The following is a 14,990-nucleotide window of genomic DNA, read 5'->3' as shown; positions in this document are numbered from 1 at the left end:
TTTGGTACATTGTCACAACAATTAAAATGATGGAGTTGAGATGTTGCTGCGTTTCTTGGGTGTCATTTTTATGCTGTGCTGCGCATCAGGCTGGGCTCAGTCACAGGCGGTGGTGTATTCCGAGTCGTTCGAAACCGGGACGACTTTGCCCGCGGGTTGGGCTTTGCAGGCCTGGCAGCCTGATGTTTCGCGCGCAGAACTGAGTCACGGTGCACTGCATTTGAGCAGCAGCAAGGCCAATCACGCACGGGTGGTCAAAGCGGTTGCGGTTGAGCCCAATCGGACTTATTTGCTGAGTGCCAAGGTCAAAGCGCGTGGCGCGAACGCCAATAAACTGGCTGCGGTCATTGGTGTTGAAGGGGTGTATGCATCCAGCGATACCGTCCGTGATGATCTGCAGTGGCATACCCTTGAGGTGTATATCAAAAGCAATGATGTCAGCTCGGTCAATTTGCTGCTCGGTTTGGGGCATTTTGGTAACGAAAATCTGGGCGAAGCGTGGTTTGATGAGGTGAACTTGCAGGCTGTGGATGCGATTCCGGCAGGCAGCAAAGTGCTGGATATGCCGCGTACCATAGCGACAGCTGCGCCTGTTGCATTGAGTGCTGCCGAGCAAGGTCGTGCTTCGCCGTGGTTAATTTTGGCGGGGAGTGCGCTGGTACTGGCTGTGCTGGTGATGGCGGGGGCGGTCTGGTTGATGCGCCGTCAGGGGGCCGCAGCATGAGCGAGCAGATGAATCCACACGCACCGACCGCCCTGCACATCGCCGTCGTCGATGGCTTGCGCGGCCTGGCGATTTTGCTGGTGATTTTATTTCATTACTGGCAAATCACCTGGTGGGCGATTCCGTTGCCGTTGACCGACGGGCGGATCAATTTTGAATTTATCCAGCACGCAGGCGCAATCGGCGTCGAACTGTTTTTCTTTCTGAGCGCGTTTTGCCTGACTTATCCGCACGCCAAAGCGATGTTGCAGCAAGGCAGTTTGCCGAGTCTGGTACATTACACCTATCGCCGTGCGATCAAAATTTTGCCGTCGTATTGGCTGGCGATGCTTTTGCTGTTGGTGCTGCTGCCCGAGATGTACCCGACCAGCGGCCAGCGTGGGCACGTAGAAGACATCCTGATGCACTTGGGTTTTGTGCATAATTTATTTCACGATACGCACGGCAGCATTAATGGTGTTTTCTGGTCGCTCGGTGTTGAAGTGCAGTTTTACGTGATTTTCCCGCTGCTGGCTTGGGGCTTCCGGCGCAAACCGTGGCTGGTGTTTGCGTTGATGTGCGCCGCTGCGATGCTGTATCGCCACTGGACACGCACTTTGCCGGTCGGCGAATTTACACATTTAAATAATCAATTGCCGGGCTTTCTCGACCTTTTTGCTGGCGGTATGCTGAGTGCGTATTTGCTGGTTTGGCTGCGCGAACAAGGTACGGCGATGCTGGACGTGCTCAAGCGCGGAATGAGCGTGATTGTGGCGCTCGCGCTGCTGACTTTGCAGCTGATGTTCGATCAGTTGTACCAAGGTCGTTTCGCCGCCGACGCTTATCCGATCTGGCAATCACAGCATCGTGAATATCTGACGTTTATTTTTGTCACACTGACCGTCGCAACGACGTTTGCACACGCGGGCTGCCGCGTCATCCTCGCCAATCGCGCCTTGGTGTTTTTATCGCTGATTTCCTACAACCTGTATCTGTGGCATCAGGTCATCGCACGTGTGATCAAAGAACACGGCTACTGGAGCGCAGCGACCGCAACGCCAACCGACGATCCAACGTGGCGCTGGAGCATGTTTGTTATCTCGCTCGTCGTCTCGATTGCATTCGCCAGCCTGATTACCTACTGCTTCGAGCGACCTTTGTTGCAGCATGGTGTGAAGGGCTGCTATCAAAAACTCAAAGAAAAGCTAAATGGGTATGTGGCTGAAGGCAATGACAGAGCTGATGTTCCGGTCAATACCTGATGATGTATCTGTGATGTATGTGGATGTGTAGGGTGGGACGAGCGTAGCGATTCCCACCGATGTATGCAAGAAGGATTCTTGATGATTGCACCAGAACCCTATTTGAACGCTTATTTACTGGTTGTTCATGAAGCTGTTTTGGCTTCGCGTTTCTTGGCATCTAAAGCTCTGCACGTTGATGCTGTTGAGCGAGCACTTTATCTTGAGCAAATTGCTGATTTACAAGATGCTATTCACGTCGTTGTTGAGCTGCTTAATAAATGGGAAGATTGTGATGAGCCCGCTTTGCGGAAAATTTATCTTAAAGGTTTCGATGCCAAGTGGCGCAATCAAACGCAGCCTTTTCCTATTTCTTTGATGACCATTTTTCAACAAGGATTGCTTGCCAAAAGCAATGATGCTCAGACTGTGGAAAAAGAAAAAATAGGCTTTTGGGCAAAATTCTGGAAATAAATGACACAAAAAAGGCCGCATCAAACGGCCTTTTGTTATTGCTGCTGCGGTGGGAATCGCTACGCTCGTCCCACCCTACACTAATTGCGGCGCTGCATCGCTCGCTTTGACGTCGCGAGTACCTGCACCTGCCCATTATCAAAAATCACCGGATATTGTGCGAGCAAGCTGCTAAATCCCGGATAGTTGGCGCGCTCAAAATCGCTCAGATAGATGTAATCGACTTTATATTGCGCAATCAGCGCTGCGCGCTCGGTGGGGTTCTGGTAGATTTTTTTCACGTCTTCGTGGCGCTGGCTGGTGTTCAGACCGTGGAAAAACAGGAAAGTATCGGTACCGACGACGATATTGCGACCGGTCAGCGCGGCGACGGTGTTGTTGTGATTGTCGGCGGTGACAAACATCGCGTCAGTCGGCGTATTGCGGTCGATAAATTGCGCCGCAGCAACGTGGAATGGATTGTAGGCGGTATACGTTGAGACCCATTCGCGCGCAATCGTGAGCGCACCAGAGACGCAGCCGATCACGACGCTGAGCACCAGCAAAGCCGACGCTGCAACATACTGGCCGCGCGCCTGCCAATAGCGGAACAGGCTCATAATCACGCACGCTGCGGTGATCGTTGCAAACGCGTACCAGATATAAAACAGCTTGTTGTTGTCGTAGAGGTTGGGCTGGAAAATCACCAGCTCGGCGACGATGTAAATCATCAGCGGGCCAAACTGTAGCAAGGCCAGATCGCGATCCAGCAGGCTTGTTGCACCCAAAGTATGGCGCCACTTGCTACGCATCAATAGGGCCAGTCCAGCCAGCCAGGCCAGATAAACGACGCCCATATTTTTCAGGTAGAACCAGAGATACGGGTCGATTTCGAGTTTATTGACCCAGTTCAGATGAAAATGAACAAAGCCGCCACCGGCGGTTGCTTGCGGGAAAGTCCAGTACAGCAGTTGACCAATCGCCAGTCCAATCGCGGGCAGACCATACCAGCACCAGTCGATAATCACTTGAATGAACGTATGACGGCGCAAGACGAGGTCAACGCCGAGCCAGCCGAGCGAAATCAGACCAATCGCCATAAAAGAGTGGGTATGGATCATCGGCAGCAATCCTACCAAGGCTCCGGCGAGCATACCCCAGCCCCGCTTGCTCTCACTGCGGGTAAAGCGCAGCAAAGCCCATAGCGCAAACAACGCAACCGACCAGCCCGCCATCGTCGTCCGCTGCGGAATGATCATATCGGCGATGACATTGCTCCAGCGCACGTTCATTTCGTTGTAATTGGTCGGTGTTTTGTAGAACTCGGTCAAGATTTGCGCGAAGGTGTATTCGTGCCAGCCAAAGAAATAAATAAAGCCGAGGCCACCGTTGAAGAAAAACAGTAGCGTTGCCAATTGCGTCGCGCGCTTGTCTTTGCTGACCTCGAACGCGAGCAGCATAAAGCTGAAAATAATCATCGCGCACATCAGCAGTGACGGCAGCAACAGCGCCCAGCGCAAACCCAGCCCCAATTGATATAAAGACGACGAAACCAGATTGACCAGGAAGGGGTAGCTCAGGCGTTGGCCGGGCAGAATGCTGTATTCGGGCGGGAAAATCTGCTGGCGCGCGAGTGACGTGACCATGCCCATATGCATTTGCAAATCGCCAAAAGTCGCTTGGCCGACGTCATAGCCATTGGCGGTCGGCAAAATCAGATGCGTGTGCAGCAAATACGCCATGATCAGAAAAATCGGCAAACCCAGCCACAGCAGTGTTTTTTGCATTGCGCTGTAGTTAATCGTGCTGGAGGGTAGCGGGTTGGCTTTGGCGTACATCGCACCTGCCAGTGAACACGATAGCGCCAAACCTAGCCCATGACTGAGCGGACTAAATTCAAAAAAGAAAGCAAACGGCACCGGTGTCCACATCAGCGCTGTCGCTGCAAACACACCACCTGCGCCAAGACGCACCCATTGCGGGTGTGCAGCAAACAGTTTTTGCGCCGCATAGCCCCAGGCGGCCAGATGCAAAACAAAATAAATCAGAGCAAAAAACATGACCTTATCCTAATTACTTCGCCGTTGCGGTGTCAGAGGCGGGGTGACGAAATGCCCACCAGCGGCTGCCGGCGAAATTCCAGACCAGACCAATCGCCGTCGTCACCAGCTGTGCTGGCCAGTAAGGCAGCGCCAGATATTCGACAAACAGCACCATCAGGCCGGTATTGAGCAACCAGCCCAGACCGGCAATGGTATAAAACTTGGCTGCCGCTTCACGATGCGATTTTTGGCCGTGCTGATCTTTGAAAGTGAAAAAGTAGTTCAGCAGGTAATTGGCGACCGAGCCGAGCAGATAACCGATGCCTGATGCGGTTGCAGCCTTGATTGCCAGCCATTCGACACCCAGCCACAGCACCAGATATTGAATTGCTGTACCGCACAGGCCGACTGCGGCAAAAGTAATAAATTGTTTGAATAATTTGGGCATGGAATCACATCAATTAAAAAGCCCCGGTTCCGGGGCTTGGGGGCTTACTCCTGGTCTGGAAAGCCCAGTCTGTCCTGTACCACATACAGCGGACGGCGTTTGATTTCGTTGTAAGTGCGGCCGACATACTCGCCCAGAATCCCGATGCACAGCAATTGCACTCCGCCGAGGAACAGAATCGCGACCATGATTTCGGCCCAGCCAGCGACCCAGTGTTCGGTCGTCAGACGAACGACCAGCGTATTGATAATGCCGAGCAGCGCGATAAACGACGATAGCAGACCCAAGGTGACAGCCAGACGCAACGGTTTGGTCGAAAACGACATAATGCCGTCAGTGGCGAAACGCACCATTTTGCGTAGCGGATATTTGCTCTCGCCGGCAAAACGCTCGGCGCGGCGGTAAGGCAGTGCGACCTGCTTGAAGCCAACCCAGCTGACCATGCCGCGGATAAAGCGGTCACGTTCGGGCATACCTTTGAGTACATCGACGACCTTGCGGTCCATCAGACGGAAGTCGCCGGTATCGAGTGGAATCGGCACGTCAGACAGGCGATTGAGTACGCGATAGAAAGCGCGGGCGGTAACGAGTTTGAACGCCGATTCACCCGGACGATCAACACGCGTGCCGTAAACGACATGGTAGCCGTTGCGCCACAGCGCGATCATTTCGCCGATGACTTCAGGCGGGTCTTGCAGGTCGGCGTCGATCAGCACGACAGCGTCGCCGCTGGCGGCGTCGATCCCGGCGGTAACGGCAATCTGATGGCCAAAATTGCGCGCAAAGCCGACGACGCGAATTTCAGGGTTGGCTTGTTGTGCTGCAGTGAGCAATTCACGCGTGCGGTCTTTGCTGCCGTCGTCGACGAAAATGAATTCGACTTCCAGGTCGGTGACAGTGGCACGAAATTCGCCCAGGCGTTTGAGCGTTTCACCAATCACTTCTTCTTCGTTGTAACACGGGATTACCACTGAAAGGCGCTGCATATTCCATCCATCCTTCGTTGAAAGAAGTCGCCGATTTTGTTTTAAATTTTGTGCGACTACACGTTGAGATCCGTGCAACCTTACATGATCAAACCCGCCTTGAAAACCCTGCCGTCCAGGCTGTGTGCTTTAGTTCTCGAAGCGGCTGATTTTCGCCATAAAACAACAGTCTGAAGGGCGCGGAAACTAGGCGTCAGGATGGAGAGTCGTTATAGTGCTCGCTCCCCTTATAGGTTGAAACTAGGTCGGGTATGACGATGCGATTGAGCAAGGTTTTAAGCAAGGTGTTTCAAAAAATTCTGTGGTTGTGCGCTTTGCTGATGCTGGTGCTGCCTGTTTATGCCGCCGAGCTGGCACGCAATGCGGGCGCTGAAGAAACCAGCCCGTCAGGCAGTGCGGCAGGCTGGACTTTCGATCACTGGACGCAGGGCGAGCCCAAAAGCATCGGCGTGCGCGATGATCGCATTTTTCATGGCGGCAGCGCCTCGGTCAAAATCGAGCTGGGTCAGGCTGACGACGGTAAGCTGACGCAGACGATCAAGGTCAAGCCCGATACCTGGTACCGGGTATCGGCCTGGGTCAAAACGGTGGGAATCCCCCTTGATGCCAAAGTCGGCGCCAATATCAGCATTGTCGATGCGATGGATCATTCGCCTGATCTGAAAGGCGAAAATGACTGGCAACAACTGGTTGTCTGGGGAAAAACCGGCGAAGAGCAAAACGAAATCAAGGTGGCGCTGCGGCTGGGGTTTTACGGCAGTTTGACGAGTGGAACGGCGTGGTTTGACGATATTTCCGTTCAGCAAGCCGAGCCGGGTGCGGGAGCCATAGTAATCAGTTTTACACCACCGCCCGCTGCTGCGCCAGTGACGACCAGCAGCCCGGCTGGGTCGGGGCTGAGCGCCAATGCGGTGATCTGGCTGGTGACGCTCGCTTATCTGGGGTTAACTGCGTGGCTGATTCGTTCGCGTGGTGTGGTATATCAGAAATTTGGCGCGATTGCCGAGGGTATTGCTCCCTTGTCAAGAACTGGCGTGGCTTTGCTGCTTATACTGGCGGTGGTATTGCTCAAGCTCTACTGGGCCGGCAGCTATCGCGGGCATTCGTATGACATCGGTACATTTAGTGCGTGGGCGCTGGATATGTACCAGCGCGGTTTTGCCGGATTTTATCGCCCCGGCTATTTTGCCGACTATCCGCCCGGCTATATCACGGTGCTGTGGCTGGTTGGCGGCATCGCCAACTGGTTCAATCTGGCGTATGACTCGCCTAGTTTTTTGATGGTACTAAAACTGCCTGCGATGCTGGCCGATATTGCCGGTGCCGTGTTCTTGCTGTGGGTCGGTCGTCATTCGGTCGCGACACGCACGATGGCACTGATTGCCGCGGTATTGTGGCTGCTGAATCCGCTGGCGATTGTGACTTCGGCATTCTGGGGGCAGGTCGATAGCATTTTTACGCTGATTCTGGCCGCTTCATTGCTGATGCTTGAGCGCGGCCGCGTCGTGCTGGCTGCTGCGCTGTACTCGGCTGCGGTGATTTTCAAGCCGCAAGCTTTGCTGGTCGGGCCGATTGCGCTGATCGGTTTGCTGACATTATCAAATAGTCATGGGCGCGATCTGCCGCTGCAACTCAAAGCGGCTGGCGCGGCAATCGGGACTTTTTTCCTGCTGTCGCTGCCATTTACGATTTCGCGTGAACCGCTGTGGATTTTCAGCCTGTACGGCGGCACGCTGGCCAGTTATGACTACCTGACGATCAACGCCTTTAATCTGTATGCGCTGTTTAATGGTAACTGGCTGGCCAATAGCACCTTGTTCCTTGGTTTGCCGGTTGGTAAATGGGCGTGGATTCTGACTTTGTCGGCGCTGGCGAGCGTGATTTACGGCGTGATCAAAGGCAAGGGTGAAGGGCGCTATCTGTTTGGTGCGTTTGCAATTTACCTGCTGTTTTTTGTTCTCGGCCCGAAAATGCACGAACGCTATCTGTTCCCGGCGGCTTTTGTCGGGCTGACTGCATTTATGGTGATCGGTGACAAGCGCGTGCTGTGGCTGGCCATCGGCGCAAGTTTGACGACGTTTATTAATACACTAGTGACGCTTGATATTCTGACCCGCCTCAACAGCACCGGCGTGCCCAATGACAATTTCTTTATGATTGCCTGCTCGCTGGCGAATGTGGCTTTGCTGGTGCAGACCTTCCGCATTGGCTACGATATTTTCTTGCGCGGCAATCGTCAGGCTCTGGTTTTAAACGATACATCGTCAGGTATTGAGCGCGGTAGCAATGTAGAAGCTGAATATGTGGCTATACCCCCAGTTGAGCAGCCGCTTGCACCAATCAGCCGCCGTGCGTGGGCTGCGCTGGTCATGATCTGTGCCGTGTACAGCGTGGCAGCGTTTACCTATCTGGGTAATGGCCAGTCACCACAGAAATTCTGGAACCCGCCGGCAGCGAGCGAATGGGCGGTGTTTGATCTGGGTAAAGTCGAGCAGGTGAGCCAACTGCAATATCATCACGGCCTGGGCGAGGGCGAGTACGCCCTGCAATGGTCGGCAGATGGCCAGAACTGGATTGTTGGTAAAGGTATTGTGATCAGCAACCGCTTTTCCGAATTCCGCTGGCGTGTGCTGGATGTGAATCTGCCGGCACGCTATTTCAAAATCGGTCTGAGCACTGGCGCATTGCAGATGAATGAAATCGCCGTGCGCGATGCCAGCCATCGCCAGTTAAGCCCTGCGCTGGTTGGCGGCCCGGCTGATGCTGCGGCGCTGATTGACGAACAGGATAAAACCGTGGCGCTGTCGACCGCTTACAACGGCATGTATTTTGACGAGGTTTACCATGCACGCAGTGCGTGGGAGATTCTGCAAGGCATAGACGCGACCGAAAATACGCACCCACCGCTGGGTAAAATCCTGATCGCGTTTGGCGTGTGGCTGTTTGGCATGAATCCGTTTGGCTGGCGTTTTACTGGCGTGATGTTCGGGATTGCGATGTTGCCGGTATTCTTTGGCCTATCGCGCCGCGTGTTCCGTTCGGAAAACTTTGCGCTGCTGGCCACCGGCTTGCTGGCGCTCGATTTCATGCATTTCACGCAAACGCGGATTGCAACAATTGATACCTACGGCGTGTTCTTTATTCTGGCCAGCTCGTACTGGATGCTGCGCTGGATGCAGCAAGAACCGGCGACGCAGGACTGGAAAACCGACATCAAATCACTGCTGCTGTGCGGCACGATGTTTGGCCTGGGGGCTGCGAGCAAATGGATTGTGCTGTATCACGGCGTCGGTCTGGCGTTTTTGTATTGCTGGAATTTGTGGCGTCAATATAAGGTCGCGCAAAGCTTGCCGCCCAAGTTGCCGGGACAGCGCACTTACGGCGATTGGGTGACGCAAAGTGTGCTGTGGTCGGTACTGGGCTTTGTTGTGATCCCTGCACTGATTTATACCGCGGCGTATATCCCGCTGATGGAAGTGACCGGGCAGGGCATTTCGGGCATGCTGGCTAACCAGACCGGCATGTACCAATATCACAGCCAGTTGAAAGCGACGCATCCGTTTAGCTCGATGTGGTACGAGTGGCCGACGATGCTCAAACCGATGTGGTACTACTCTGGGGCAGAGTGGACTGGCCCGCTGAAAGTGTCGTCGATCAGCGCGTTTGGTAATCCGGTGACCTGGTATCTGGGGACGCTGGCCTTCCTGATCGCGATGGGCTGGCGGCTGACTATGGCAAGTTCAAAAGCCATGGTGCAGCGTTTTGCGGTCAGCCAGAGCCAGATTTTTGCGCTGGGCTTTATTGTTGCAGTCGGCTTGATCCAGTTCCTGCCGTGGGCGCTGATCCCGCGTAAATTGGTGTTCATCTATCATTTCTTTGCGTCAGTGCCATTTATTATTCTGGCGCTGGTGTGGCTTCTTCAACAGTTGCAGCGAATTGCACTCGATAATCCGTTGCGTGTCTGGGCGAAATACCTGCCATGGGCGGTGGTGGCGGTTGCTGCGGTGCTGTTTATTGCCTACTTCCCGGTGATCAGCGGCTATCCAGTGCCTCGTGGTTGGGTCGAGTTCATCAATAAAGGACCGGTGACCTTGTATTTCTAAATTCAGGCCTAGCGCATAAAAAGACCCCGTTTTCAAAGACGGGGTTTTTTTATGCCTTGCGTATTTGTAAAAGATGACGATTTGATTGCAGTGTCAGCAATAGGATTGATCGTGTTCTAAACTGAAGCAGAAATCTTGCAATGACATTAAGAAATGGGCGCAAAGCTTGTGTTGTTAGGGTATTGAATGGTGTTTATTTTGCTTAATCAGTAGTGGCTCCAAGGAATTGACATGCCGGACAATATGGAAAAACGTATTTTAGTGATTGATAACGATGCGTCCCGCTTTGAATCTTTAAGCTCGGTATTGCGCGATCTCGGTGTTTTACAGCAGGCGCGAATCGCTGAAGCGTTATCCCTTGCTGCCAATTTCAAGCCGCATATTGTTTTGCTTAGTACTGATACAGCAGCGGATTTTGAGCTTTGCCGTGAATTGACGATGGCACAAGCCGATTGCCGAGTCGTCGTGTTGACTCAGGACGACCAAATAGCCCATCGCGATGCTGCGTATGCAGCGGGAGCCGATGATTTTATCGCCGATCCTTTGCACTTTGCCGGATTTCGTTATCAGATCGAACGGCTGTGCAAGGTGGTTGGCGATTCGGAGCAGCTCAAACAATCACTCAAAGACGCCACCGACATTGCCATGATGGCGATTTCAAACAGTGGAGAAATGGGCGGTGTTATCGAGTTTATGAAACGCACCAGTGATTGCCATGATGTTGACGCTTTACTGACTGCGCTGGTTTCGAGTTGTGCCGGACATTTTCAGCTGAAAGTCTCGGCGCAAATTCGTACCGAGACCGAGCAAAAAACACTCAATAGCGAAGGAAGATCGAGCCCGCTGGAGTCCGAGATGCTGCTGCGACTGACCGAAGGGGCAAGGATTTACCAGTATGGGCATCGACTGGTGATCAATTATCCCAAAGTGATTTTACAGATTAAAGATCTGAATTGGGAAAACAGCGACTATATCGGGCGAATTCGTGATCATTTGGCCATCATGGTCGAGGCCGCGGCACATCGGGTCGATGGGATTGTGCTGGAACAAAAAATGGCGGCGCAAAGCCGAAAGATCCGCGAATCCCTGGTGACAATAGGCGAAGTTCTGCAGCAATTTGATGCCGAATATAAATATCAGCAGAGTGCATCGCGTGAATTGTTTGAAGGTTTGCGAATCCAGTTTTCTTCGTCTTTGACCCGCTTTGGTCTGACCGATGCGCAGGAAGACGACTTGCTGTATATGATCGAAGCCAGCTCGAAATATGCCGACAAATTGTATGAAGATGGTTTCTCGCTGAATCAGAAATTTGCCGGAGTCACCGCCGTTTTGAATGATCTGGTCGTTGAGGATGCTCATCTGGATTCATTGCGCCCGTCCGAGCTGGATGATTCTGTCATTCTGTTTTAGGGTCTGGCGCTGAGCCGGAGTCAACAAATACAACATCGTCCTGATCCGGTTGTTGCAGTTTGCCAAGTACAAGCCATGGTTTCTGGAGCATTTCATGTTTGCCTCTGCCGAGTTAGGTCACGGTCTTGATAAGACACAGTACAAGCTGGCTGCCGATGAGTTGCGGCAGAGCCTGCTGAATATTCAATATCAACTCAAGGAGCGCGGCGATTTTCCCGTCATCATTTTGTTGGGCGGTGTGCCTACAGCCGGGCGCGGACAAGTTGCCAATTTATTACTGGAGTGGATGGATCCCCGGCATATTGCGACGCATACCTTTTCCTCCCCCAATGATGAAGAACGAGCCCGGCCGCCTTTTTGGCGCTATTGGCGGATCTTGCCACCCAAAGGAAAAATGGCAATTTTATTTGGCGGCTGGTATAGCGGTCCGATGTGGGAGCAGCTTACTGCGCGTCCGGGTTCGGTTGCTTACGAGCATGAATTGGCCAAAATCATTCACTTCGAGAAAATGCTGGCCGATGAAGGGGCGTTGATTCTTAAATTCTGGTTGCATTTGTCCAAAGAGCAGCTGAAAAAGCGTTTGAAGAAATTTGCTGCTGACCCATTACTGGCCTGGCGCTTTGACGAGTCGGACACCTGGTTTCTGGATCACTACGACGAAGTGATGCGCTCGCAACATGATCTGTTACAGCGAAGCAATCTGGCCGACGCCCCCTGGCGCGTGATTGAAAGCACTGATGAGCGTTATCGCGATATCACGATAGGCAAGCATATTGTTGAGGCCATTAGCCACCATCTTGAGCGGCAGTCCGTCAGGCAAAACCGTATTGATGCTGCGCCGTTGATGCCGTCAATTGATGGTTTGCGCTTGCTGGATAAGCTGGTGCTTGATGCTCACGTCAGTAAAACCAGTTATAACCAGCAACTTGCCCAATTACAGGAGCGCTTGAATGCGTTAACCCGTCTGCCCGAATTTAAAAAGCATTCAGTGGTGTGTGTTTTTGAGGGAATGGACGCTGCCGGCAAAGGCGGTGCAATCCGCCGGATCACGGCCGCGCTCGATGCTCGACAATACCGTACGATTCCGATTGCCGCGCCCAGCGAGGAAGAGCGTGCGCAGCCTTATTTATGGCGATTTTGGCGTCATCTGCCACCACTGGGGCAAATTACGTTGTTTGACCGTTCCTGGTATGGCCGGGTTTTGGTTGAGCGGGTCGAAGGCTTTGCCAGCCGAGCCGACTGGATGCGTGCGTACGGAGAAATCAATGATTTTGAGGCACAAATCAGCTCGGCCAATGTGATTGTTGTGAAGTTCTGGCTGGCGATCAGCAGTGAAGAGCAATTACGCCGCTTTAAAGAGCGTGAAGCCATCGAATATAAACGCTTTAAAATCACCGAAGAAGATTGGCGTAATCGCGATCAATGGGATGCTTATATCGAGGCCGGGAGTGATTTGATCGAACGCACCGGTTCGGCAATTGCGCCGTGGCATTTGATCGGTGCAAATAATAAATACCACGCCCGGCTCGAAGTCTTGCGCCATTTATGCGAACGCATTGAAGCCGCCTTGGCGATCCCAGTTAAAAAACGTAAAGCCTGATGACATTGATTGGTTCGAATAGCACACCTGCCGCGATTCCTTACCGTTTGGCTGGCTTCAACGGTAAAATGGCAAGGCTAAAAGGAGTGCATTGTGGCTGACTGGAGTATCTGGAAAACCTTGGAAGATTGGCGGAGCAAGCGACATGAGCTTGATCCGATTTTTTCTTATGCGGGTGTTTCCCCAGAGCTTGAATCGCTGGCCAGCGGGATTGCTACCGATTTGCGTCGCTCTCCCCCAACCAAGCCGCTGGTGACGGGTAACCACGAGCGTGATGATCGTGAGACAACGGCTTATTACGAAGCTTTTTACCAGCACTTTGACGACTCGCTCAATAAAGTCGAAAGCCTGATTCGTCTCCCCTGGGTGCCTGAGGCCGCTTCCACTGGGCAGGCTGTTTTGGCCGAAGTAGAAAATCTGCGCCGCTTTATGCGAGCCAATAAAGGCGTTCGCCCTGAGTTTGACCGCCTTGATCAACTGATCGAGCAATATATCCATTTGTCAGACCCTAATCTCAACATTCCTCCGGAACTGTTGCAGCAGCGACGTGAAAAGTTGGTTGTTTTGGCTGGGTATCCGTTGACCGTGCAGCATTCATTGCGAAATCCATACGATAGTGCTCACTCGCCTTTGGGGAGTGATGACTTTCGGCAGGAGCTCGATGAAAAAATTCAGCAATACATCAGCGCCGAATGGTTGCATTGCCGGATCATCACCAATTGGTATGTGAGTCTGGTGCTCGACTCGGCGCTGATGGCACAAAAACGCGATGCGGCTAATGACGAGCGGATTCGTGCGATGATCAAGCGACGCTGGCCGACCTTATCATTGGTGATGCCCGGATTCGAACATATTGATCAGGTTTGGTATATGGCATTGTCGCTCGGTGCGATTGCCGGCCTGCTGGCCGAATTATGGCTGGTTGCCGTGCCAATTGTGCTCTGGCTGAATTTATCGGTCGCCGGACACCGGCGTGAGCGCAAGGAGCTGGATATTCGCCGGGGTAAATTGGCGACGCGCGCTCAAAATCTAAAATCAGTACGTGACCGTTTTGCCCAAGGACAGCTTGAATTGTCCCGGCTGGGCCCGTTAATTCGTCAACTTGATGAAAAGGGTGAATACTTTGATGAAAGTGTTTTTTCCCTGATTAATTTGCACCAGTTCAAGTCTTCGTGATGGGTATTGCTCTGCAGGGCAATATAGATATTGCCTTCATGTGTATACCCTTAGCTTTCCGGGCTCCCGTCAATAAACATCAGTAGTTCTCCGTTTTGCATCGCAATCCAGTTTTCATTGTCAGTGAGTGGCTCGGTGGCAATGATGGCAACCCGGTCCTTGGGCGTGGTTTCGAGCGAAAAATCAACGGCCATATCCGTATCACTCAAATGAGCACGACAAAAAGGAGCCTGTCGGATCAGGTAGTTGAGCTTGGTGCTGCAATGGGCAAAGAGCGCCTGTCCATTGGAGAGCAGAAAATTGAATGTCCCCAGAGTCGCCAATTGTGGAACAAGTTTGCTGAGTGCCTCGTGCAGCTGGGGGAGGTCAGGACGGGTTTTAAATTGCTGAGCCAGCTGATTGAGTATCCAGCAAAATGCATGTTCGCTGTCGGTGCTTCCGACGGGTAAAAACCGGCTGTGTTCCAGTGCGGGTAAATTGCTCAGGTTGCCGTTATGGGCAAAAATCCACTGCTGTCCCCATAATTCCCGACCAAATGGATGGGTATTGGCCAGATTGATCTGGCCTTGCGTTGCTTTGCGGATGTGCGCAATGACATTCTTGCTTTTGATCGGGTAAGCCCTTACCAGATCGGCGACCGGACTGGAAATTGAAGGTAGATAATCCAGAAATAAGCGGCAACCGTTGCCTTCAAAAAAAGCGATTCCCCAACCATCCGAGTGTTCGTCGGTGAGCCCCCCGCGACGATGGAATCCCTCAAATGAAAAAATAATATCGGTCGGGGTATTGCAATTCATGCCGAGTAGCTGGCACATGATCGTTTAACCT

At 52.7% G+C, this 14,990-nt stretch carries 11 protein-coding genes; 7 read left to right on the top strand and 4 right to left on the bottom strand.

Annotation, left to right across the window (positions count from 1 at the left end; all coding sequences use genetic code 11):
• The first annotated feature begins 40 nt into the window (after window positions 1-40).
• From ACG2XO_RS02565 to ACG2XO_RS02555, 3 genes are all read left to right on the top strand, one after another.
• On the top strand, window positions 41-724 hold the full coding sequence (locus ACG2XO_RS02565; RefSeq protein ID WP_410499283.1) for a hypothetical protein: 684 nt from the start codon (window positions 41-43) through the stop codon (window positions 722-724).
• The gene (locus ACG2XO_RS02560; protein ID WP_410499282.1) at window positions 721-1,965 is read left to right on the top strand and encodes an acyltransferase family protein; all 1,245 of its coding nucleotides are present in this window, start codon (window positions 721-723) and stop codon (window positions 1,963-1,965) included. Before ACG2XO_RS02565 ends, ACG2XO_RS02560 begins: the two co-directional genes overlap by 4 nt.
• A gap of 81 nt (window positions 1,966-2,046) precedes the next feature.
• Window positions 2,047-2,418 carry a hypothetical protein gene (locus ACG2XO_RS02555; protein WP_410499281.1) on the top strand — a complete coding sequence of 124 codons (372 nt, stop codon included), beginning with the start codon at window positions 2,047-2,049 and terminating at the stop codon, window positions 2,416-2,418.
• Between the two features lie 80 nt (window positions 2,419-2,498).
• Here the strand turns inward: ACG2XO_RS02555 and ACG2XO_RS02550 are convergent, their stop codons facing one another.
• The 3 genes from ACG2XO_RS02550 to ACG2XO_RS02540 are packed head-to-tail and all read right to left on the bottom strand — an operon-like array spanning window position 2,499 to window position 5,873.
• Window positions 2,499-4,457, bottom strand: coding sequence for a hypothetical protein (locus ACG2XO_RS02550; protein WP_410499280.1), 1,959 nt, complete (start codon window positions 4,455-4,457; stop codon window positions 2,499-2,501).
• A 13-nt stretch (window positions 4,458-4,470) separates the two neighbouring features.
• The gene (locus ACG2XO_RS02545; protein WP_410499279.1) at window positions 4,471-4,887 is read right to left on the bottom strand and encodes a GtrA family protein; all 417 of its coding nucleotides are present in this window, start codon (window positions 4,885-4,887) and stop codon (window positions 4,471-4,473) included.
• Between the two features lie 44 nt (window positions 4,888-4,931).
• Entirely contained in the window at window positions 4,932-5,873 is a 942-nt protein-coding gene (locus ACG2XO_RS02540; RefSeq protein WP_410499278.1) for a glycosyltransferase family 2 protein, read from the bottom strand.
• A gap of 251 nt (window positions 5,874-6,124) precedes the next feature.
• On the opposite strand from ACG2XO_RS02540, the gene ACG2XO_RS02535 reads away from it, so the two are divergent.
• From ACG2XO_RS02535 to ACG2XO_RS02520, 4 genes are all read left to right on the top strand, one after another.
• Window positions 6,125-9,976: a phospholipid carrier-dependent glycosyltransferase gene (locus ACG2XO_RS02535; protein ID WP_410499277.1), complete on the top strand. Its 3,852-nt coding sequence runs from the start codon at window positions 6,125-6,127 to the stop codon at window positions 9,974-9,976.
• A gap of 231 nt (window positions 9,977-10,207) precedes the next feature.
• On the top strand, window positions 10,208-11,386 hold the full coding sequence (locus ACG2XO_RS02530) for a hypothetical protein (protein WP_410499275.1): 1,179 nt from the start codon (window positions 10,208-10,210) through the stop codon (window positions 11,384-11,386).
• 94 nt (window positions 11,387-11,480) lie between these two features.
• Window positions 11,481-12,986, top strand: a complete 1,506-nt coding sequence (pap, locus tag ACG2XO_RS02525) for a polyphosphate:AMP phosphotransferase (RefSeq protein ID WP_410499274.1) — start codon at window positions 11,481-11,483, stop codon at window positions 12,984-12,986.
• A 93-nt stretch (window positions 12,987-13,079) separates the two neighbouring features.
• The gene (locus tag ACG2XO_RS02520; protein WP_410499273.1) at window positions 13,080-14,162 is read left to right on the top strand and encodes a hypothetical protein; all 1,083 of its coding nucleotides are present in this window, start codon (window positions 13,080-13,082) and stop codon (window positions 14,160-14,162) included.
• Window positions 14,163-14,212: 50 nt separating this feature from the next.
• Here ACG2XO_RS02520 and ACG2XO_RS02515 read toward each other — a convergent pair whose 3' ends face one another.
• Window positions 14,213-14,977 (bottom strand): class II glutamine amidotransferase, encoded by a 765-nt coding sequence (locus ACG2XO_RS02515; RefSeq protein WP_410499272.1) that lies wholly within the window; start codon window positions 14,975-14,977, stop codon window positions 14,213-14,215.
• Between the last annotated feature and the right edge of the window lie 13 nt (window positions 14,978-14,990).

Origin of the sequence: Chitinibacter sp. S2-10 (assembly GCF_046530675.1) — a bacterium.
GTDB lineage: Bacteria > Pseudomonadota > Gammaproteobacteria > Burkholderiales > Chitinibacteraceae > Chitinibacter.
The sequence above is the reverse complement of the archived record's forward strand: the minus strand, read 5'-3'. Positions and strand labels throughout refer to the sequence as shown.

Bases quoted from the DNA above. Each gene is read 5' to 3' on its own strand.
- ACG2XO_RS02545 (WP_410499279.1), bottom strand. From the start codon at position 4,887: ATGCCCAAATTATTCAAACAATTTATTACTTTTGCCGCAGTCGGCCTG.
- pap (WP_410499274.1), top strand. From the start codon at position 11,481: ATGTTTGCCTCTGCCGAGTTAGGTCACGGTCTTGATAAGACACAGTAC.
- ACG2XO_RS02515 (WP_410499272.1), bottom strand. From the start codon at position 14,977: ATGTGCCAGCTACTCGGCATGAATTGCAATACCCCGACCGATATTATT.
- ACG2XO_RS02550 (WP_410499280.1), bottom strand. From the start codon at position 4,457: ATGTTTTTTGCTCTGATTTATTTTGTTTTGCATCTGGCCGCCTGGGGC.
- ACG2XO_RS02540 (WP_410499278.1), bottom strand. From the start codon at position 5,873: ATGCAGCGCCTTTCAGTGGTAATCCCGTGTTACAACGAAGAAGAAGTG.
- ACG2XO_RS02530 (WP_410499275.1), top strand. From the start codon at position 10,208: ATGCCGGACAATATGGAAAAACGTATTTTAGTGATTGATAACGATGCG.
- ACG2XO_RS02560 (WP_410499282.1), top strand. From the start codon at position 721: ATGAGCGAGCAGATGAATCCACACGCACCGACCGCCCTGCACATCGCC.
- ACG2XO_RS02565 (WP_410499283.1), top strand. From the start codon at position 41: ATGTTGCTGCGTTTCTTGGGTGTCATTTTTATGCTGTGCTGCGCATCA.
- ACG2XO_RS02535 (WP_410499277.1), top strand. From the start codon at position 6,125: ATGACGATGCGATTGAGCAAGGTTTTAAGCAAGGTGTTTCAAAAAATT.
- ACG2XO_RS02555 (WP_410499281.1), top strand. From the start codon at position 2,047: ATGATTGCACCAGAACCCTATTTGAACGCTTATTTACTGGTTGTTCAT.